This window comes from Duganella hordei (assembly GCF_040369125.1).
GTDB lineage: Bacteria > Pseudomonadota > Gammaproteobacteria > Burkholderiales > Burkholderiaceae_D > Rugamonas > Rugamonas hordei.
On sequence record NZ_BPWI01000026.1, the window covers coordinates 13,874 to 33,862 of the forward strand.

General features: G+C 64.0%; 17 protein-coding genes and 1 tRNA gene. 3 read left to right on the top strand and 15 right to left on the bottom strand.

Annotation, left to right across the window (positions count from 1 at the left end):
- Positions 1-128 precede the first annotated feature (128 nt).
- Positions 129-2,111 (top strand): monovalent cation:proton antiporter family protein, encoded by a 1,983-nt coding sequence (locus ABWW33_RS30830; protein WP_353405268.1) that lies wholly within the window; start codon positions 129-131, stop codon positions 2,109-2,111.
- A 91-nt stretch (positions 2,112-2,202) separates the two neighbouring features.
- Here the strand turns inward: ABWW33_RS30830 and ABWW33_RS30835 are convergent, their stop codons facing one another.
- From ABWW33_RS30835 to ychF, 7 genes are all read right to left on the bottom strand, one after another.
- Entirely contained in the window at positions 2,203-3,372 is a 1,170-nt protein-coding gene (locus tag ABWW33_RS30835) for a GGDEF domain-containing protein (protein WP_353405269.1), read from the bottom strand.
- An 80-nt stretch (positions 3,373-3,452) separates the two neighbouring features.
- Positions 3,453-4,304 (bottom strand): MOSC domain-containing protein, encoded by an 852-nt coding sequence (locus ABWW33_RS30840; RefSeq protein ID WP_353405270.1) that lies wholly within the window; start codon positions 4,302-4,304, stop codon positions 3,453-3,455.
- Positions 4,305-4,419: 115 nt separating this feature from the next.
- Positions 4,420-6,009: an NYN domain-containing protein gene (locus ABWW33_RS30845; protein ID WP_353405271.1), complete on the bottom strand. Its 1,590-nt coding sequence runs from the start codon at positions 6,007-6,009 to the stop codon at positions 4,420-4,422.
- A gap of 98 nt (positions 6,010-6,107) precedes the next feature.
- Positions 6,108-6,911: a transporter substrate-binding domain-containing protein gene (locus tag ABWW33_RS30850; RefSeq protein ID WP_176655299.1), complete on the bottom strand. Its 804-nt coding sequence runs from the start codon at positions 6,909-6,911 to the stop codon at positions 6,108-6,110.
- Between the two features lie 99 nt (positions 6,912-7,010).
- Positions 7,011-7,319, bottom strand: coding sequence for a type II toxin-antitoxin system RelE/ParE family toxin (locus ABWW33_RS30855; RefSeq protein ID WP_353405272.1), 309 nt, complete (start codon positions 7,317-7,319; stop codon positions 7,011-7,013).
- Positions 7,316-7,582 (bottom strand): YlcI/YnfO family protein, encoded by a 267-nt coding sequence (locus tag ABWW33_RS30860; RefSeq protein WP_353405273.1) that lies wholly within the window; start codon positions 7,580-7,582, stop codon positions 7,316-7,318. The genes ABWW33_RS30855 and ABWW33_RS30860 overlap by 4 nt, the downstream gene beginning before the upstream one ends.
- 89 nt (positions 7,583-7,671) lie before the next feature.
- Positions 7,672-8,763: a redox-regulated ATPase YchF gene (gene ychF / locus ABWW33_RS30865; RefSeq protein ID WP_176655296.1), complete on the bottom strand. Its 1,092-nt coding sequence runs from the start codon at positions 8,761-8,763 to the stop codon at positions 7,672-7,674.
- A gap of 449 nt (positions 8,764-9,212) precedes the next feature.
- On the opposite strand from ychF, the gene ABWW33_RS30870 reads away from it, so the two are divergent.
- Both ABWW33_RS30870 and ABWW33_RS30875 read left to right on the top strand, forming a co-directional pair.
- Entirely contained in the window at positions 9,213-10,445 is a 1,233-nt protein-coding gene (locus ABWW33_RS30870) for an NF038122 family metalloprotease (RefSeq protein WP_353405274.1), read from the top strand.
- Positions 10,446-10,568: 123 nt separating this feature from the next.
- Positions 10,569-12,404, top strand: a complete 1,836-nt coding sequence (locus ABWW33_RS30875) for a DUF885 domain-containing protein (protein WP_353405275.1) — start codon at positions 10,569-10,571, stop codon at positions 12,402-12,404.
- Positions 12,405-12,498: 94 nt separating this feature from the next.
- On the opposite strand, the gene ABWW33_RS30880 is transcribed toward ABWW33_RS30875, so the two are convergent.
- From ABWW33_RS30880 to ABWW33_RS30915, 8 genes are all read right to left on the bottom strand, one after another.
- Positions 12,499-13,794: an amidohydrolase gene (locus ABWW33_RS30880; RefSeq protein ID WP_353405276.1), complete on the bottom strand. Its 1,296-nt coding sequence runs from the start codon at positions 13,792-13,794 to the stop codon at positions 12,499-12,501.
- A gap of 50 nt (positions 13,795-13,844) precedes the next feature.
- A complete protein-coding gene (gene pth, locus ABWW33_RS30885) occupies positions 13,845-14,426 on the bottom strand; it encodes an aminoacyl-tRNA hydrolase (protein WP_353405277.1) in 582 nt (193 codons plus the stop codon).
- A gap of 84 nt (positions 14,427-14,510) precedes the next feature.
- Positions 14,511-15,146: a 50S ribosomal protein L25/general stress protein Ctc gene (locus tag ABWW33_RS30890; protein WP_176655292.1), complete on the bottom strand. Its 636-nt coding sequence runs from the start codon at positions 15,144-15,146 to the stop codon at positions 14,511-14,513.
- Positions 15,147-15,310: 164 nt separating this feature from the next.
- On the bottom strand, positions 15,311-16,261 hold the full coding sequence (locus tag ABWW33_RS30895) for a ribose-phosphate pyrophosphokinase (RefSeq protein ID WP_176655291.1): 951 nt from the start codon (positions 16,259-16,261) through the stop codon (positions 15,311-15,313).
- A gap of 162 nt (positions 16,262-16,423) precedes the next feature.
- Positions 16,424-16,500: transfer RNA gene (locus ABWW33_RS30900), tRNA-Gln, on the bottom strand.
- An 84-nt stretch (positions 16,501-16,584) separates the two neighbouring features.
- Positions 16,585-17,463, bottom strand: a complete 879-nt coding sequence (gene ispE / locus ABWW33_RS30905) for a 4-(cytidine 5'-diphospho)-2-C-methyl-D-erythritol kinase (RefSeq protein ID WP_353405278.1) — start codon at positions 17,461-17,463, stop codon at positions 16,585-16,587.
- Between the two features lie 9 nt (positions 17,464-17,472).
- The gene (lolB, locus tag ABWW33_RS30910; protein WP_176655289.1) at positions 17,473-18,075 is read right to left on the bottom strand and encodes a lipoprotein insertase outer membrane protein LolB; all 603 of its coding nucleotides are present in this window, start codon (positions 18,073-18,075) and stop codon (positions 17,473-17,475) included.
- Positions 18,072-19,871 (bottom strand): tetratricopeptide repeat protein, encoded by a 1,800-nt coding sequence (locus ABWW33_RS30915; protein ID WP_353405279.1) that lies wholly within the window; start codon positions 19,869-19,871, stop codon positions 18,072-18,074. Before ABWW33_RS30915 ends, lolB begins: the two co-directional genes overlap by 4 nt.
- Positions 19,872-19,989: the final 118 nt, after the last annotated feature.

Sequence of the window (19,989 nt, forward strand, 5' to 3'; positions counted from 1 at the left end):
TTTTTCATGGGTTACACTCATGCCCAAGTATAGCCGAATTGAGAAAGCAAAAAACTTGCCAGTCACAACATAACCCCCGCATCGGCCCACAAACAACGAAATTATATTTTTTTACTGGCTATGTTGACATGACGTTTACGCCGCTGGAATTAACGCTGATCCTGCTGGGAAGCGCGGTGCTCGGCGTCGTCGCTTTCCGCATGCTGCACCTGCCGCCCATGCTCGGCTACCTGGCCGTCGGCATCCTGATCGGCCCGCACGCGCTGGGCCTGGCCGAATCAAGCGAGGCGACCCACTCGCTGGCCGAATTCGGCGTGGTGTTCCTGATGTTCTCCATCGGGCTGGAATTCTCCCTGCCCAAATTACTGGCCATGCGCAGCATCGTGTTCGGGCTGGGCATGGCGCAGGTGGGGCTGACCATCGTCGCGACCATGGTGTTCGGCTGGGCCCTCGCCACCCAGCTGCCGGCCGACATCCATATCGGCTGGCAGGCCGCGTTTGCGCTGGGCGGCGCGCTGGCGATGTCGTCGACGGCCATCGTGTCAAAAATGCTGACAGAGCGGCTGGAGCTGGAAAGCGAGCACGGCCGCAAGATCATCGGCATCCTGCTGTTCCAGGATCTGGCCGTGGTGCCGCTGCTGATCTTGATCCCCTCGCTGGGCCAGCGGCCGGACGCGCTGGTCGAGACGCTGGCCTGGGCCGGCGTCAAGGCCGTCATCGTGCTGGCGCTGCTGCTGTTCTTCGGCCAGAAGCTGGTGCGCACCTGGTTCACCATCGTGGTCAAGCGGCGCTCGCAGGAACTGTTCATGCTGAACCTGCTGCTGATCACCTTGGGCGCGGCCTGGATCACCGAGCGCGCCGGCCTGTCGCTCGCGCTGGGCGCCTTCGTGGCCGGCATGCTGATTTCCGAAACCGAATTCAAGCACCAGGTGGAAGAGGACATCAAGCCCTTCCGCGACGTGCTGCTGGGGCTGTTCTTCATCACCATCGGCATGCTGCTCAACGTCCACCTGGTGCTGGAAAACTGGTGGCTGGTGCTGGTGCTGCTGGCCGGCCCGGTGCTGCTGAAGTTCGCGCTGATCGCCGGCCTGGCCAAGCTGTTCGGCGCCTCGGACGGCGTGTCGATGCGCACCGGCCTGGCGCTGGCGCAGGCGGGCGAGTTCGGCTTCGTGCTGCTGAACCTGGCGGGCGGCATCAACCTGATGGACCCGTTCATCATCCAGGTGGTGCTGGCGTCGATGGTGCTGTCGATGCTGGTGGCGCCGTTCATCATCTCCAAGTCGGACCAGATCGTCATGAAGGTGTCGGCCAACGAATGGATGATGCAGTCGCTGGCGCTGACCAAGATCGCCAGCCGCACCATGTCCACCAACAAGCACGTGATCGTGTGCGGCTTCGGCCGCAGCGGCCAGAACCTGGCCACCATGCTGAGCGAAGAGAAGATCGACTACCACGCGCTGGACCTGGACCCGGAGCGGGTACAGGAAGCGCAGAGCGCGGGCCGGCAGGTGTCGTACGGCGACGCGGCGCGGCGCGAAAGCCTGGTGGCCGCCGGCATCTACCGTGCCAGCGCGGTGGTGATCACCTACGCCAGCACGCCGTCGGCGCTGAAGGTGCTGCACCTGGTGCATGAACTGGCGCCGACGCTGCCGGTGATCGTGCGCTCGCACGACGATACCGACCTCGACATGCTGAAGGCGGCCGGCGCGGCCGAAGTGGTGCCGGAACTGATGGAAGGCAGCCTGATGCTGGCCTCGCACGCGCTGGTGATGCTGGGCGTGCCGCTGCGGCGCGTGGTGCACCGGGTGCAGGCGGCGCGCGAGGAGCGCTACGCCTCGCTGCGCGGCTACTTCCACGGCGCCAGCGACGCCGGCGAGGAGGCCGATCTGGAGCGGCTGCATTCGGTGACCCTGAACGGCAGTGCGTCCGGCGTCGGCAAGCCGCTGGGCGAGATCGACGTCAGCGGCGCCGGCGCCGAGGTGAGCAGCATCCGCCGCGGCAAGGGCCGGCTCGATGTCAGTCCGGAGATCGTGCTGGAAGCGGGTGACGTGGTGGTGTTGCGCGGCGCCGCCGACGCGGTCCACCGCGCCGAGCAGCGTCTGCTGCGTTAAAGACGGGGTCAGATCCAAAAAATGGACACGAGCTCTACCGTAGCGGTCGCTACGGTAGAGCTCGTGTCCATTTTTTGGATCTGACCCCGGATTATTGTTCGCGGCGGCTGACCACGCGGTTGCGGCCGGATTCCTTGGCCACGTACAGCAGCGTGTCCGCCTCGGCCACCCAGGCGCGGGCCACCGCGGCCGGATCACCTTCCGCTTCGCCGGCGTCCAGGCAGGCCACGCCAATCGATACCGTCACCGACAACTGCAACTCCTGCGACAGCGCGATCATGCTGCCGGCCACGCTGGCGCGGATGCGCTCGGCGACAAAGGCGGCCGCTTCCAGGTTGGCGTCGATCAGCAGCACGACGAATTCCTCGCCGCCGAAACGCGCCAGCGCGTCGGACGTGCGCAACTCGTTCTTGATGCGGTTGGCCACTTCGCGCAGCACGTCGTCGCCGCCGCCGTGGCCGACCGTGTCGTTGACGCGCTTGAAGTGGTCGATGTCGATGTACATGAACGAGATCGGATAGGACTGGCGCCGCGCGCGGGCGATCTCCTCCAGCAGGCGGCGGTCGATATAGCGGCGGTTGTAGACGCCGGTCAGCGAATCGGTCAGCCCGATGTACTTGAGCATCTCGTTGCTGATGACGTTTTCCAGACAGATGGCGATGATAGACGCCATGTGCTCGATGAAGTCGGTGCCCAGGCTGGGCGTGAAGCGGGTCGGGTCGCAGCTGCCCAGGTTCAGGCTGCCGATGATGCGCTTGTTGCGCAGCAGCGGCACCAGCGCCACGCTTTGCAGGCCTGCCGGCGCGTTCGGGAATGGCGTGGCGTGGCGCTGCCGGTCGTACATGCCCAGCACCGGCTTGGGCGTCGGCGTGTAGGCGTTGCGCTGGCTCAGGTCGAAACCCAGGTTGTCCAGTTCTTCAACGAAAATCAGGTCGGGGAAATCTGCGAACACCACGTCCAGCTTGCCCATCACGGTACGGATGTCGGCGTCCTCGTCAAGCAAGGTCAGGGTCACGCTGTCCAGTTCGGAAATAACCGGAAGTACACGGAAGATGGTGCCTATCAGTTCGGGAAAATTGCCGGCGCCGACGATCTCCAGGTCGAACGCCTGGTGCCGGGTCATGATCGAGTGGTTGCGCTCGGCCTGTTCGAGCAGGTAGGCCATGCGCGCCCGCAGGGCCTGGTTTTCGGCCGCCAGGTCCGTCGCGCGCGCGGCGTGATCGGTCTGGGGCGTGAACTTGCCGGTTGCAGTTTGCGTCATATAGGCCCTTACTCGTCACCTGGTTTCATATCAGTTGCCACATTACGCCAAGTTTTGCCACTTGGGAATGCCGGTGTGCGTTAAAAGGCCAGTGTAACCACGATTTCCTGTCCGACGCGCACGCGTTGGCCTTCGCCGGCAATCAGGATGCTGTTCATGCCGAAACACAAGGCGCCGTCGACCTCCGGCTTGGCCCGGTAGCTTTGCATGATGTCCAGCGGATCGGGACCGAATTCGCCGGTGGCCTGGTTCACCGACGGCATGGGGCAACGCGGGCAGGGCTTGACCGGTTTCAGCAGGGCATCGCCGAGCTGGAACGATTCGGCATAGTCCTCCTCGAAGGCTTCGATGCCGTCGATCACCAGGTTGGGACGGAAGCGGTTCATCGGGATCGCCTCGCGGCCGGCAGCGCGCAGCTTGCCGTTCAGATCGTCCAGCGAGGCGGTGCCGGCCACCAGCATAGGGTAGCCGTCCGAGAACATGGTGGTGGCGGCCACGCCGTTGGTCCATTTGTCGCTGACGGCGCGCTCGGACTTGGCGTGGAAGCGCGCCAGCCGGCACGGCACGCCGATGGCCTTGGTGAACCATTCGGCGGTCAGGTCGTCGCAGTCGTAGGCCAGCACGGTATCGTCCCAGACTTGGGTGGTGAGGGTGGGCGCGCTGTCGGGATCCGGCAGGCCGAGCGGAATTTCCAGCCGCAGCATGCCGGGCGCGCGCAGCTCCAGCGTGGCGCCTTTCAAGGTCGGCGCGATCAGCGCCATGCGCGGATGTTCGCGCTGGGTCAGGCAGACGCCGGCGGCATCCACCACCATCCACTCGCGGTCGTAGATCTGTTCGGTCATCAGACCGGTGGTGGTCAGCGTGGCTTCCTGCAGCGGCATGCCGCCGCAGGACTTGATCGGATACAGCGTGATGTCGGAAAGAATGGGCATGCTCAGCACCTTGCAAGGCGGCCGGGCCGCCGGTTAGTCAGATGAAAACATTGTCATTATACGATTGAGAACGGCGTTGAGCGCAGCGGCTTGCCGCCGCCGCGCCCTCCCCGGCTTACTCTTCCAGGGTCGCCTTGGCCTTCGCTGGACGCGGGGTACGCGCGGCCGGCTTGCGGGCCGGCTTGGCGGCGGCCTTGGCCTTGGCTGGCTTGGCTGTCGCCTCGGCCGGGCTGGCGCCGGCATCGACGGGAGCCGGAGCCGGTGCAGCTTCCACCGGAGCCGGGGCTGGCGCCGCAGCAGCCGGCTGTTCGCCGGCGCCGTTGCCGCCCTTGGCCTGCCTGGTGTTTTCCGTCTTAGGCTTGGCCGCTGTTTTCAGCTTGCGTGCCGGCGGCTTGGCGCCGCTTTTCTTCTTGGCCGGCGCGGGCTCGGCTGCGACCGGTTCGGCCGCGACCGGCAGTTCGATGGCTGCTTCCAGCACTACCGGCGCCTCCGCGACCGCTGCGGCAGGCGCAACATTGCCACCCTGCCCGTCCTGGCGATTGCCACGTCCGCCGCGATTGCCGCGACCACGGCCACGACCACCGCGCTCGCCCTCGCCTGCCGGCGCCGCTGCCGGTACTTCGGCAGCCTCCGGCTGTCCGGCCAGCTGCTCCGGTTCGACATAATTGTGTTCCGCGTCGAGTTCAATCGCCGACGGCTCATCCGATTCCTGCGGCGCGCGGGCCTGCTGCGCCAGCCGCTCGGCCTGGCGTTCGGCAAAGCGCTCGGCGGCGGTACGGCCGCGGCCGCGGCTGCGGCGCGATTCGGGCTTGCCGCCTTCCTGCGCCTCCACCGTCATGCCGTCGGCGCCGGACGAGTCGGCCGACGAGCCGCCGGCGGTCGGCACGCCGCTGCCGCGATACACATAGGCGCCGGACTTGTCGTCACGGCCGAATTCCAGCAGCCCGCGCGCCTTGCATTCCTCGATCAGGTTGCCGAAAGTGCGGAAGCCGTAATAGGATTCGCTGAAATCCGGCTTGCGGCGCTTGATCGCCTCCTTCAGCACGGAAGCCCAGATCTTGCCGCTGTCGCCACGTTCCAGCACCAGCGCCTCGAAGGTATTGACAGCGATTTCCACCGCCTGGTTGCGGCGCTTGTCCATCTCGTCGCGGCGGGCGCGTTCCTCTTCCGGCGAGCGCTTGACCGCCGGCTTGGTCTCGTTGCTGGCCTCGCGCTTGGCGCGGCGGCTCTCGCGCACCAGGTCGTCGTAGAAAATGAATTCATCGCAGTTGGCCACCAGCAAGTCGGAGGTCGACTGCTTGACGCCGACGCCGATCACCTTCTTGGCGTTCTCGCGCAGCTTGGACACCAGCGGCGAGAAATCGGAATCGCCGGAAATGATGACGAAGGTGTCGACGTGGGACTTGGTGTAGCACAAGTCCAGCGCATCGACGACCATGCGGATGTCGGCCGAGTTCTTGCCGGACTGGCGCACGTGGGGGATCTCGATCAGCTCGAAGTTGGCCTCGTGCATCGGCGCCTTGAAGGCCTTGTAGCGGTCCCAGTCGCAATACGCCTTCTTGACCACGATGCTGCCCTTCAGCAGCAAACGCTCCAGCACCGGCTTGATGTCGAACTTGTCGTAGTTGGCGTCGCGCACACCGAGCGCCACGTTTTCGAAATCGCAGAACAGCGCCATGCTGACGTTATCGTTGGAAGAAGCCATGAGGAGTATTTTTTCTAGTGAAGGGTGGGACGGGTGAGGGAGGCAGACGCGCGGTCCGGCGCTCCGGCAATCCGGCGATTATACCCAACAAAGGCTGCCTACCGGCATAGCTTGCGTGTGGCGTCCATCTGCCGGACCAGACCGGGCGCCACCAGCGGGCAGGTTCCCAGCCGGGTTTGCCAGTCCCGGTCGGCGATCAGCAGGTCCAGCTGGGCATCCAGGAAGGCCCGCAGCGCCGGCTGGCCCGGCGCCATGAACAGCGAGCGCTCGAACACCGTCCGTGGCTTGGCGGCGACATAAGCCCAGTCGTCCATGTCGGGAAATTCGCGCTTGAAGTAGGGAAAGGAACTGGCCTGCAGGAAGGCCACTTGCACGCGCTGCAGCTTGAGCTTGAGCAGGTTCTGGAATTCGCCGTTGGCGTCGTCGCGCGTCAGCTTGCCGGCCTTGAGCATGGCGTCCAGGTCGGGGTAGCTGAAACCGAGCACGCTGCCGACGCGGCGCCCTTCCAGCGAGCGGTCGTTCTCGTAGGCTATCGGCTCGCTGCGCAACGACACCACCAGGTTGGCATCGACCATGTAGGGGCGGGTCCAGCTTTGCCGGGGATGGACGGTCTCGCCGAACCATGCCGGATTAGCCCAGGCCACCACGCCGCGCCAGTGCGGCTGCGCGATCAGCGCGTCGAGCCGGCGCCTTGGCAGTTGTGTGGGGACGAACAGGTAGCGGCCTTGCGAGCGCTGGCTCAGCCATGCGGCCAGCTTGTCGGTCAGGGAGTCGGCGCCGACGGCGAACGGCGGGTCGACATAGTAGGTGTACAGCGGAACCTTCTCCGCCGCGAGGCCGGCCTGCGCCCACAACATCAGGAATCCGGCCAGCCAGGTCTTCGCCAATCGCCCTACCATCATGATGTGTCCAGTCCGGCATAATGCATGAGGAAACCTCATACTAGCAGGTCGATTGCGACGTCTTATATCGTGCCGGGCATATGCACATGTATCCGGTGGTCAATAATAGTCGTCTTCAAGCTGATGCCGCAGCGCCAGCACAGTCACCGTCTGCCCGTCTTCAATTTCAAATAGCGCGACGTAGCCGGATGCGCCAAATGGGATGATCAACTCACGTATGAAAGGGTTGTCCGCAGCCGCCTTGCGATAGCTGAAAGGCGACAACTCCAAACCCCGGATGGCATGCTTGATGGCGTCCAGTGCCTGTTCCGCAAGCGCCCAATCGTTCTCGTCGCGTTGCAGAATGAATTCATACAACCGGACCAGATCCGACTCCGCATGTTGCGTGAAGCGAACGGAAAAGGTCACTTGCCGCCCTTGGCCTTTGCCAGCATCTGCTCAAGCCGGCCCAGCACCGCCTCGGAGCTGACGTAAGCCCCACTGCGAGCCGCCTCGTCCCGCGAGACCAGGCCACGCTCAAGGAATTCGCGTTGCCGCTGGCGACGCCCGATATTGTCGCGTATCGACTGCTCGACAAAGCTCGAAATCGTTTCGCCTTCCTGCAGGCTGTCCTCGGCCGCCTGCCGCAGTTCGGGATCGACGCGTAGAGATGGAAATGTTGCGGTTTTCATAGTTGGACCTGTGCGTTGCATTTACAACGCATTCTGCAGCGCCAGGCCAGAATAGGCAATAAAAAAGCCGCGAATTTCGCGGCTTTCGGTTAGACGTTGAACAGGAAGTTCAGCACGTCCCCGTCCTTGACCACGTACTCCTTGCCTTCGGCGCGCATCTTGCCCACTTCCTTGGCGCCGGCCTCGCCCTTGTACTGGATGTAGTCGTCGTAGGCGATGGTTTGCGCGCGGATGAAGCCGCGTTCGAAGTCGGTATGGATCACGCCGGCCGCCTGCGGCGCGGTGTCACCGATGTGGATGGTCCAGGCGCGCACTTCCTTGACGCCGGCGGTGAAGTAGGTCTGCAGGCCCAGCAGCTTGTAGGCGGCGCGGATCAGGCGGTCCAGGCCTGGCTCTTCCATGCCCATGTCGGTCAGGAAGGCGGTCTTGTCGGCGTCGTCCAGATCGGCGATTTCCGCTTCGATCGAGGCGCAGATGGCGACGATGGGCGCGTTCTGGGTGGCGGCGTAGGCGGTCAGCTGGTCCAGCAGCGGGTTGTCCTTGAAGCCGGTGTCGGAGACGTTGGCCACGTACATGGCCGGCTTGGCGGTGATCAGGCACAGCGGCTTGATCAGCGCCATTTCGTCGGCGTCCAGGCCCATCGCGCGCACCGGCTTGGCTTCGTTCAGGTGCGGCACGATGCGCTCCATGATGGCCAGCAGCTTGGCGGCGTCCTTGTCGCCCGAACGGGCTTTCTTGTTTTCGCGGTGGATGGCTTTTTCCACGGTGCCCAGGTCGGCCAGCGCCAGCTCGGTCTGGATCACTTCGATGTCGTCCAGCGGGCTGACCTTGCCGGCCACGTGGATCACGTTGTCGTCCTCGAAGCAGCGCACCACGTTGACGATGGCGTCGGTTTCGCGGATGTGCGACAGGAACTGGTTGCCCAGGCCCTCGCCCTGCGACGCGCCCGCCACCAGGCCGGCGATGTCGACGAATTCCACGATGGCGTTGACCATGCGCTCGGGCTTGACGATCTCGGCCAGCGCGCCCATGCGCGGATCCGGCACTTCGACCACGCCGACGTTGGGTTCGATGGTGCAGAACGGATAGTTCTCGGCCGGAATGCCGGCCTTGGTCAGGGCGTTGAAGAGGGTGGACTTGCCGACGTTAGGCAGGCCGACGATGCCGCATTGGAGACTCATGAAAAACCTTTAATTATCAATTGCGCCGGCGAGCGGCTCGTGAAAAGCGGCCAGCGAGAGGGCGTTTTCGGGATATTCGGGCTGAATAACAGCGTTCAAGGGTCAATTGTACCCCTGCTGCCGCCTCTGTTCAAAAAAACCGGGCGCGCCGCCGCCGGGATGGATCGCGGTAGATTATTTGAGGCAAGCTCGACTGTTGTAAATTTTAATTTTTTTTCAAATAACTAAGTGATGTTAACACAACAAAAATTAACCTTTATGCTAGTCTTTCTGAACGTCAATTGCTGACTACGGCGGGGTGGCCGATCCCAACCCAAACAAAATCGACCCGGCCTACAAGAGCACGGGTACAGAGAAATACCGCTCATAGGGAGAGAAATAAATTGAAAAAGTCCTTAGTCCTTAAACTGGGTGCCACGGCAGTTGCCGCGGCGATGGCCGTGCCAGCGATGTCTGCCAATATTGTCCTGATCGACAGCACCGGCAGCTTCTCGTCCAGCCCGCAGGGTGTGCAGGCGCTGTTCGCCTTCCAGAAAGCTGCCAACTACTGGAACCAGACGCTGACCAACAACGCCACGATCAATATCGACATTAGCTTCGCCGCACTGGGCGCCGGCATCCTCGGCAGCACCGGCAGCAACTCGAACGTGGTGTCGGTCGCCAACGTCTATCATGGCCTGCAGACCACCGGCAACAGCGCGCTCGACGCGTCCGCCGTGGCCCACCTGCCGACACTGGCCAACGGCACCGACTTGGCCATGCGCGTCAACGCCTACAAGGACGCAGCAGCCCAAAGCGGCATCGACACCACGCTGAACAGCCGTATCTCGAACGGCAGCAACGGTATCAACCAGTACCTGGACGTCAACACCTCTGTGCTGAAAGCCATGGGCATGAACGCCACTTACACCGGCAGTTATGCGGCCCATCACGCCGACGCCAGCATCACCTTCAGCTCCAACTTCGCCTTCGACTTCAATCCGACCGACGGCATCGCCACCGGCAAATACGACTTCACCGCCGTTGCCGTGCATGAAATCGGCCACGCGCTGGGCTTCGTCAGCGGCTCCGACACATTCGATCTGCTGGGCGGCAAAGGCCCATACGCTTCGCTCTTTAACGCCGGCGCCTTCGGCACCACCAATATCGACGAGTTCGCCATCGGCAGCACGCTCGACCTGTTCCGCTATGGTTCCGGCGTGGAAGCCAACGGCACCCGCTACCTGAACTGGGGCGCCAACAAGACCGCGTTCTTCTCGATCGACGGCGGCGCCAGCGTGTTCAACCTGCCGGACAACAACCAGGAAGCGGCGTTCTTCTCGACCGGTGCCTACAACGGCGACGGCAACCAGACTTCGCACTGGGCCGACAACAAGGCCGTGCTGGACCTGGGTGGCAAATGCTTCCTGAGCACCCGCTCGGTCGGCATCATGGACCCAACCATCGCCGCCTGTGCCGGCGGTTCGGTGACCCAGAACGACCTGGCCGCGTTTGACGCCATGGGCTGGAACCTGAACCAGAACATCCTGGCCAATCCAACCTACAATAAAACCACCGCTCAAATCTACGCGATGGACGGCTTGGCGCAAGCCGTTCCGGAACCGGAGACCTACGCCATGCTGCTGGCCGGCCTGGGCCTGACCGGCTTCGCCGCGCGCCGCCGCAAGGCCAAGCAAGGTTGATGTAACGCAGTAGTCCATGATGGATACGGGGGCGGACGGCCGGCAAGGCGTCCGCCCCTGTTGCGTCCAGCGCCAGAGATGCTAGACTGCTTGGCGCTATCCACTACCCATCGAGGACAACGTATGCCCCACTCCCGCCGCCCGCGCGCCGCGCTGACCACCGCCACCCTGATTGCGACGTTACTGATGGGGGCCGGCATGGCGCCGCCGGCGCTGGCGGCCACGGCCAACACGCAGGTGCGGGCCGGCGCGGCGCAAAAGCAGCTGGCCAGGCTGGCGGCGGCCTTCCACACCGCGCGCTGCAAGTTCGATCCGCTGCTGTTCGCCACCGCCAACGGCGACAGCCGCTACGACGACCAGATCGGCCTGAGTATTTCGCCCAAGGTGCGCGCGGCCCAGTTCGCGCTGTACCGCGGCATGCAGAAGCAGCTGATGGCGGTGCGCCGCGACCAGCTGGGCAGCCAGGACCAGCTGACCTACGACCTGCTGTCCTACGAACTGAACAACGCGATGCAACTGGAGTCCTTCCCCGAGCATCTGCTGCCGCTGAATCATTTCGACAATGTGATCACCACGCTGGCCAACTACGCCGACGGCACCGGTTCGCAGCCGCTGGGCACGGTCAAGCAGTACCAGGCCTACCTGAGCCGGCTGAACCAGCTGCCGGGCTGGATCGACCAGGCCATCGCCAACATGAGGGAAGGCATGCGCGCCGGCGTGGTGCAACCCAAGGCGATCACGGTGGCGATGCTGCCGCAGTTCCAGAACCTGCGCAGCGCGACGCCGGAAGCCAGTGTCTACTATTCGCCGGTGACGCGCTTCCCGGCAGGCTTCTCGGCCGCCGACCAGCAGAAGCTGACCGCCGCCTACCTGAAGACGGTCGACGGCAAGATCGCGCCGGCGCTGAACCGCCTGGTCAGCTTCCTGGAAAACGAGTATCTGCCGGCCAGCCGCGCCAGCACCGGCTGGAGCGCGCTGCCGAACGGCGCCGCCTGGTACGCGGCCCGCATCAAGGACAGCACCAACCTGCCGCTGACGCCGGACGCGGTGCATGAGCTGGGCCTGAAGGAAGTGGCGCGCATCCAGCAGCAGCTGGCCGCGCTCGGTCCCAAGCTGGGCTACGACGGCCCGGAAAAACAGCTGCCGCAATGGGTGGGCGCGCAGGACAAGTTCAGGATCTTCACCAGCGACGAACAGGTGCTGCAAGCCTACCGCGACATCTACGCGCAGGTGCAGACCAAGCTGCCGACCTATTTCAGCCTGATCCCGAAAGCCAAGCTGGAGCTGCACCTGGAGCCGGAACTGACGCGCGCCACCGCGTCCGACCACTACACGCCGTCGGCGGCGGACGGCTCGCATCCGGGCGTATTCTGGCCGGTGGTAAACGACCCGAAAAAATACAGCCGGGTCGACATGGTCAGCCTGTTCCTGCACGAAGGCGTGCCGGGCCACCACCTGCACGCGGCGCTGCTGAAAGAGCTGGACCTGCCGGACTTCCGCAAGTTCAGCACCGAGAACCCGAACAGCGCGGCCTACACCGAAGGCTGGGCGCTGTACTCGGAAACGCTGGGCCGCGAGATGGGCTTGTATGAAGATCCGGTGGCCTACTACGGCCACCTGAACGCGGAAATGCTGCGCGCCGCGCGGCTGGTGGTCGACACCGGCATGCACGCCAAGGGCTGGAGCCGCGAACAGGCGATCGCCTACCTGGCCGACACGCTGGGCTGGCCGGAAGCGCGCGCCAAAAACCAGATCGAGCGCTACATGGTATGGCCGGCGCAGGCGCTGAGCTACAAGATCGGCTCGCTGAAGATCCTGGAACTGCGGGCGCGCGCGCAGCAGGCGCTGGGCGACAAGTTCAGCTACCAGAAATTCCACGAGGTCGTGATCGGCGACGGCACCTTGCCGCTGCCGATCCTGGAAGCCCGCGTCGACCGCTGGATCGCCGCCAGCAAATAAAAACCCGGGGTCAGATCCGAAAATTGGACACGGCCTCTGCCGTAGCGGCCGCTACGGCAGAGGCCGTGTCCAATTTTCGGATCTGACCCCGGATTTATTTGGGCAGCACGTTCAAGACCGCCAAGGTCATCGCCTGGGCGGCGGTCTTGATCGACGGTTCGGGCACCGGCGCGTAGTACGGCGAATGGTTGAAGGCAAGCGGCTTGCCCCCCGGCCTGGCCGCCTCGGCCACCGCCTTCGGATCGTAGACGCCGGTGAAGAAGAACATCCCCGGCACGCCCTCGTTGACGAATTGCGAGAAGTCCTCGCTGGCCGTCATCGCCGGCATGCGGGTGACGTTGGCGTCGCCGAAGGCTTGCTTCAGCACGCCTTCGGTGCGGGTGACCAGCGCGTCGCTGTTTTCAATCGCGGCGCCGCCGCTGATCAGCTCCACGTCCGGCGCCGGCGCGTCGGCCATCGCGGCCGACGCGTTGGCGATGCGGCGCACGCCGGCCAGCAGCTTGGCCCGTACCTCCGGGCTGTACGAGCGTATCGTGCCGCGCACGCGCACCGTGTCCGGGATGATGTTGCCGACCGTGCCGCCGTTGATCGCGCCTATCGTCACCACGCCGAACTCCTTCGGATCCTTCTCGCGGCTGACCACCGTCTGCACCTCCACCACGAAGCGGGCGGCGATGGCGATCGGGTCCAGCGCCTTGTCCGGCGCCGAGCCGTGGCCGCCGCGGCCCTTGAAGGTGATTTCTATCGCGTCCGAGTTCGACGACACCGCGCCGCTGTTGTAGCCGATGGTGCCGTAGGCCAGCGGCCAGCTGTGCAGCGCGAACGCGTAGTCCGGCTTGCCGAAGCGCTTGAACAGGCCGTCGGCCAGCATGGCCTTGGCCCCGCTGACGGTCTCCTCGGCCGGCTGCCCGATGAACATCAGGGTGCCCTTCCATTGCGCCTTCATCGCCACCAGCGCGCGCGCGGCGCCCAGCCAGGCGGTCATGTGGACGTCGTGGCCGCAGCTGTGGGCCACCATCGTGTCCTTGCCGTCCAGCAGCGCATGCGCCTTGCTGGAATACGCGAAGCCGGACTTTTCCTCCATCGGCAGGCCGTCCATCTCGGTGCGCACCAGCACCGTCGGGCCGGCGCCGTTCTTGTAGATGGCGACGATGCCGGTCTTGCCGACCTTCTCGGTCACCTCGAAGCCGATCGCGCGCATCTCGGCGGCCAGCCTGGCGGCCGTGCGCTGCTCCTGGAAGGCGATCTCGGGATGCGCGTGCAAGTCCTTGTAGATCGCGTCGAGCTGGGGATACATGCCATTGATCTGGCTGGAGACGGCGGCGCCTTGCTGCGCCTGGGCCGCTTGCGCCAGCGGCAGCAGCAGCGCGGCGATCGGGATGAGCTTCATCGATGGTCCTTGTGCTGGAGTGGGGATGGCTCCAGCATACCACCGGCGCTTCAGGCCGTATGCAACTTCATCGTGGCGGCGTCGAACTTGCCTTCGACGATCTGCGGCATCACCAGCAGCGACTTGGCTATCGCCTGCTCGATCAGCTCCTGGTCTTCGCGGCGCGGACGGTGCAGCACGAAGTCCGCCACCTGTTGCTGCAGGCTGAGCGTGCGCGGGTGGCCAATGCCGAGCCGCAGCCGCCAGTAATCCTGCGTGCCGAGCGCGGCGGTGATGTCCTTCAGGCCGTTGTGGCCGCCGGACGAGCCGCCCTTCTTCAGGCGCACGGTGCCGGGCATCAGGTCCAGTTCGTCGTGCACGACCAGCACCTCGTCCGGCGCGATCTTGAAGAAGCGGCACAGCGCGCCGACCGACTGGCCGGAGCGGTTCATATACGTCTGCGGCTCCAGCAGATACACTTCCTGGCCGGCGACGGAGGCCCGGGCCATCAGCGCGTTGTACTTGGTCTCGCGCTGCAGGCGCGCGCCGACGTCGTTGGCGAGATTGTCCACCAGCCAGAAGCCGGCGTTGTGGCGGGTTTGTTCGTATTCGGGGCCGGGGTTGCCTAGGCCGACGATGAGACGTATGGGCATGGTGTGCTTATGGTAAAAAAGCCCGCCAGGCATGGCCGGCGGGCTTCTTGCATCAACCGCCCGAGGGCGGTGTCAGTGATGTGATTACTTCTTGGCTTTGGCGGCTGGCTTGGCTTCAGCTGCAGGAGCAGCTTCGGTTGCAGCAGCTTCAGCAGCCACGTGACCAGCTGGTACCGAAGCGGTAGCGATGGTCAGGTTGGCGCCGTGGGTGATTGCGGTCACGCCGGCTGGCAGGGTCAGTTCACCGATGTGCAGCGAGTGGCCGACGTCGATGTTCGACAGGTCAACGGTGATGAACTCTGGCAGGTCTTTCGGCAGGCACGAAACTTCGATTTCGTTGGCTACGTGGCTGATGGTGGCGCCGTGCAGTTTGACTGCCGGGGACACATCGGCGTTAGCGAAGTGCAGAGCCACTTTCATGTGCACTTTTTTCGAAGCGTCAACGCGCTGGAAGTCAGCGTGCAGAACCAGTTGCTTGTATGCGTGGACTTGGAAGTCGCGCAGCAGCACTTGCTGGGTCTTGCCGTCGATTTCCAGATCCAGGATCGACGAGTGGAAGGCTTCTTTTTTCAGCGCGTGGTACAGCGCGTTGTGATCCAGCGAGATGGTCACTGGCGCTTCGGTACCGCCGTAGATGATGCCTGGGGTTTGGCCCGAATTGCGCAGGCGGCGGCTCGCTCCGGAACCTTGCAATTCGCGTTTGAATGCAACAACTTTCATGTGATACTCCAAAAATAACAGGGCTCGCGCCCCGTGTTATGAGGCCCCCGCGACCAGGGTGCCTCGAAAATGAGCTGACTGCGCTCATGAAACCGGGAAGTACAACGGCGCGACAAGCGTTTTTGCTTGTCGCGCCGCCTCAAAAACTGGCTAAACCGTTTATCTCAGTCGATAAACAGGGAGATCACCGAGTCGCCCTTGATGATGCGTTTGAACGTCTCGGCCAGCAGCGGTGCGCAGGTCAGCTGGCGGATCTTGCCGCAAGCCTTGGCCGCGTCGGACAACGGAATGGTGTCGGTCACGACCAGCTCGTCCAGCGACGAATTGGTGATGCGCTCGATCGCCGGGCCGGACAGCACAGGGTGCGTGCAATACGCGATCACTTTCTGTGCGCCGCGCTCTTTCAGCACCTCGGCCGCCTTGACCAGCGTGCCCGCGGTGTCGACCATGTCGTCCATGATCACGCAGTTGCGGCCTTCGACTTCACCGATGATGTTCATCACTTCGGACACGTTGGCCTTCGGACGGCGCTTGTCGATGATGGCCAGGTCGCAGCCCAGGCGTTTTGCCAGCGCGCGCGCGCGGACCACGCCGCCGACGTCCGGCGACACCACCAGCAGGTCCTGGTAGTTCTTCTTCTGCAGGTCGCCCAGCAGAATTGGCGAAGCGTAAATATTGTCAACCGGGATATCGAAGAAGCCCTGGATCTGGTCCGCGTGCAGATCCATGATCAGGACGCGCTCGACGCCGGCTTTTTCCAGCATATTGGCCACCACCTTGGCCGAGATCGCGACGCGCGCCGAACGCGGGCGGCGGTCTTGGCGGGCATAGCCAAAGTAAGGGATCGCAGCGGTGATACGGCCAGCGGACGCGCGCTTGAGCGCGTCGACCATCAGGATCAGTTCCATCAGGCTGTCGTTGGTTGGTGCACAAGTCGATTGCAGGACGAAGACGTCTTTGCCGCGGACGTTTTCGTTAATTTCGACCATCACTTCGCCGTCCGAGAATTTCGAGACGTTTGCCTTGCCGAGAGGGATGCCGAGATTTTTTGCGACTCCTTCTGCCAACGCAGGATTAGCGTTGCCGGTAAAAACCATCAGGTTTTCGTAAGCCATGGGAGTCCCAGAGATAGTCGTAGAAATTTTTGAAGGATCGCCAGCGAAAGCCGCGTGGCGCTGTACTAGTAGTATCTTAGTAGAATGACTCGCTCTGGGCGGAGCCATCTTTGCTTTACCTGGCCGGAGACTTGCGCCTCGACGGATCCAGATACAAACGAATGGCAGGGGAACAAGGATTCGAACCTTGGTATGCTGGAATCAAAATCCAGTGCCTTAACCAGCTTGGCGATTCCCCTACGCAACTGACTGCTTGTCGTTACTGGCCGGTATTTTACAGCCATTTTCACGCTAAGCCAAATTTTTTTGTGCCTTTTTATGCCCTACAGCGCCGCGATGATCGGGTGGCGTTCCAGCGCTTTGGCCTTCCACGCTTTCCACTTCGCCGGCACTTTTTCAAGCACCGCATCCGCTTCAGCCTCGGTTGCCACCGCACTAAACACGCAAGCACCGGAGCCAGTCATCCTGGCATCACCGTAAGCCCCCAGCCATTCTATCGCCTCTGCCACCGGCGGGAACAACCTGGTTGCTACCTGCTGCAAGTCATTCTTTCCAAACCCTGTCAACCCGTTTCGATTTTCGAGGTGGCTGGAAAAGTCCGTTATTATGACGGGGGGAGTATCCCTTGTCAAATATTCCGAGCAAAAAATTGCCGCGGTCGGCACCGCCACGCCCGGTTCGATGACGACATACCAACAATCCGGCGCCTGAACCGGCCGCATGGCCTCCCCCACCCCTTCGGCAAAGGCGGTTTCGCCAAAGATGAAGAACGGGATGTCGGCGCCCAGCGGCAGGCCCAGCGCCATCAGTTCCTGCCGGTCCAGGCCGGCGTTCCACAGCTTGTTCAAGGCCATCAGCGTGGTGGCCGCGTCGGACGAACCGCCGCCCAGGCCGCCGCCCATGGGCAGGATCTTGTCGATGGCGATGTCCACGCCGCGCGGCAAGGCGCCCTGGCGGCGCAGCACCTCGGCCTGCAGCAGCCTGGCGGCGCGGATGATCAGGTCGCTCTCTTCCGGCACGCCCGGCAGGTCGGTCACGCGGCGCAGGGCCGTGTCGTCGCGCAGCGTGAAATGCAGCGTGTCGCCGTGGTCGATCAGCTGGAATACGGTCTGCAGCAGGTGGTAGCCGTCGGCGCGGCGGCCGTTCACGTGCAGGAACAGGTTGAGCTTGGCCGGAGCCGGGCAGTTTTTCAGTTCAGTCATGCCGGCATTTTACTGTGCAACCGGATCGATGACGATGCGGATCGCCATCTCATCGACCTGCTGACCCAGCGCGATGCGCGTGACGTCGATGCGCTTCGGCTGCGGGACGGCCGCCGCGTCATCCTGCCATGACACGTAGTCGAGCTTCCAGCCGTCGCGCGTGACGACGCTGTCGTTGGCCGGCGTGGCGACGAAGCGCTTGCCGTCCACGGCGGTGGCGTAGCCTTGCAGCCAGTCGCGCAGGCCCGATACGGGCAAGGTCCAGCCCAGCGTCTGCGTGGTCAGGCTGTCGAGGTCGGGCGCGGTGCGCGCCTCCTTGCCGCTTTGCTTCAAGGTGGCCGACGACGGCGTGACGTTGATGACGGCCACCGTCTGGCCGGTCGGCGAGATCAGGCTGACGTCGGTATTGGCCTTGCTTTGCTGCCAGGTGAACTTGCCGCTCAGCGATTCACGCTTGCCGTCCCGGCTGTAGTTGATGGCGATGCGGCCCGCCAGGTCGATGCTGTCGCGGTACGGCGCGACAGCGGCGCCGGAGCGCGGCGCGGAGGTGGTGGCGCAGCCGGCCAGCGCGCCCAGCGCGGCGGCAAGTATCAGGGAGGATGGTCGTATCATAGGCTTTGGTTGAGGCGCGCCAGCGTGCTTTTCAGCGCGTCGTTTTTCGGGTCCTTGCTCTGGGCTTCCTGCCACATCTGCTGCGCGCCGTTCTTGTCGCCTTTGACGAACAGCACCTCGCCCAGGTGCACGGCGATTTCCGGATCGCTGCGCAGGGCGTAGGCGCGGCGCAGCAAGGCTTCCGCCTCGTTCAGGTTGCCCATGCGGTACTGCACCCAGCCCATGCTGTCCATGATGAAGGGATCGCCCGGCGCCATCTTCATCGCCTTGTCGATCAAGGCGTAGGCTTCCGGCAGGCGCTCGTTGCGCTCGGCCAGCGAGTAGCCCAGCGCGTTGTAGGCGTGCTGGTTGTCGGGCGCGGCGATCATCACCTGGCGCAGCGCTTTTTCCATCAGTTCCAGCTGGCCCAGTTTCTCGGCGATCAGCGCGAAGTCGTACAGCAGGTCGGGATTGTCCGGGTAGCGCTTGACCGCGTTTTCCAGCACGGTGTAGGCGGCACGGTTGTCGCCGGCGTCGCGCAGGATCTGGGCGTCGGCCTGGAACACCTGCGCCTGGTCGGCCGGCTCGGACGGCTTCAGCTCGGCCAGCTGCTTGCGGGCCTCGTCGACATTGCCCTTGCGCGCGGTCAGCGACGCCATCTTCATGCGCGCGGCCAGGAAGATCTTTTCATCGCTGCCGTCGACGCGCTCCAGCCAGTTGTAGGCCGCGTCCAGGTCGCCGCGCTGCTCGGCGATCTGCGACAGTATCATCAGCACCTTGGACGGATCGCGCTCATCGCCGGGATGGTCGGCCAGCACGTTGACGAATTGCGTGAAGTATTTCTCGGCCGACGGCACATCGTTGGTCTGCATCGCCATCACGCCCAGCGCGTACAAGGTGGCCAGGTTGTCCGGCTGGTCTTTCAGCAGGGTCAGGAATTCCTTGCGGGCCGGATCGTACTGCTTGGCGTCGACCAGGATGCGGGCGTAGGCGGCGCGCACCTCGCGCGAGTTCGGATATTTTTCCAGGAAGGCGGACAGCGTCTTCATCGCGCTGTCGATGTCGCCGGACACCTGCGCCGTGGTCAGGATCGCCAGTTCCGAATCGGGCTTGATGGCCAGCGCCTTTTCCGCCTCGGTGCGGGCGCGCTCGTTGTCGCCCAGCGCAAACGCGCCCTGCGCCAGGATCAGATGGCTTTCCAGCGTGTCGCCGTAGGGCGCCAGCACGCGCTGTTCGAGCGCGAAGGCGGCCCGTTTGTCCTTGGCGCGCAGCAGGAACTGCTGCATCTGGAACATCGCCAGCGGACGGCCAGCCACCGGCGCGGCCTTCAGGCGGTCGGTAAAAATCTGCTCCGCTTCGCTGAGGTCGTCGTTGACGACGGCGAAGCCGAGGAAGTATTGGGTGGCCTCGTCCGAATCCGGCGCCAGGCTGCGCCACAGGCGAATCGCCGCCAGCGCTTCCCCGCCCTGCTTGGCGGCCAGCGCCATTTCGGCGGCGCGGCGCGCCAGGCGCGGGTCGCGGGTCTGCTGCGCCAGCGCCATCATGGTGATGTAGGAACCCTGCCATTTGCCCTGCTTGAATTCCAGTTCGGCCTTGGTGATGCGGAACAGCAGATCGCCGGTCAGTTCGGTGTTGGGCAGCGCATCCTCGGCAGGCGCCGGGGCGGCGGCAACGCCATCCTCGGCCGGCGCGGCGCTGTCCGGCGCGACCGCAGGGGCCGGGCCGGGTGTCGCGGCGGACTCGGCCTGTTTTTGCGGCGCCACGGCGCACGCCGACAGCAAGGCAGAGAGGGTTACAATGGCGAAAGCGTTTTTCAAGGGAAGATCCTGGCAAGTCGGCAAAAGGTACAGCGTCAGTCGGATTTTACGCCCATCACATTGATTGCGTCTTTTGACTAGTGTAACCAAATATTCCGCCTCAGCCAGACTGTGCCAT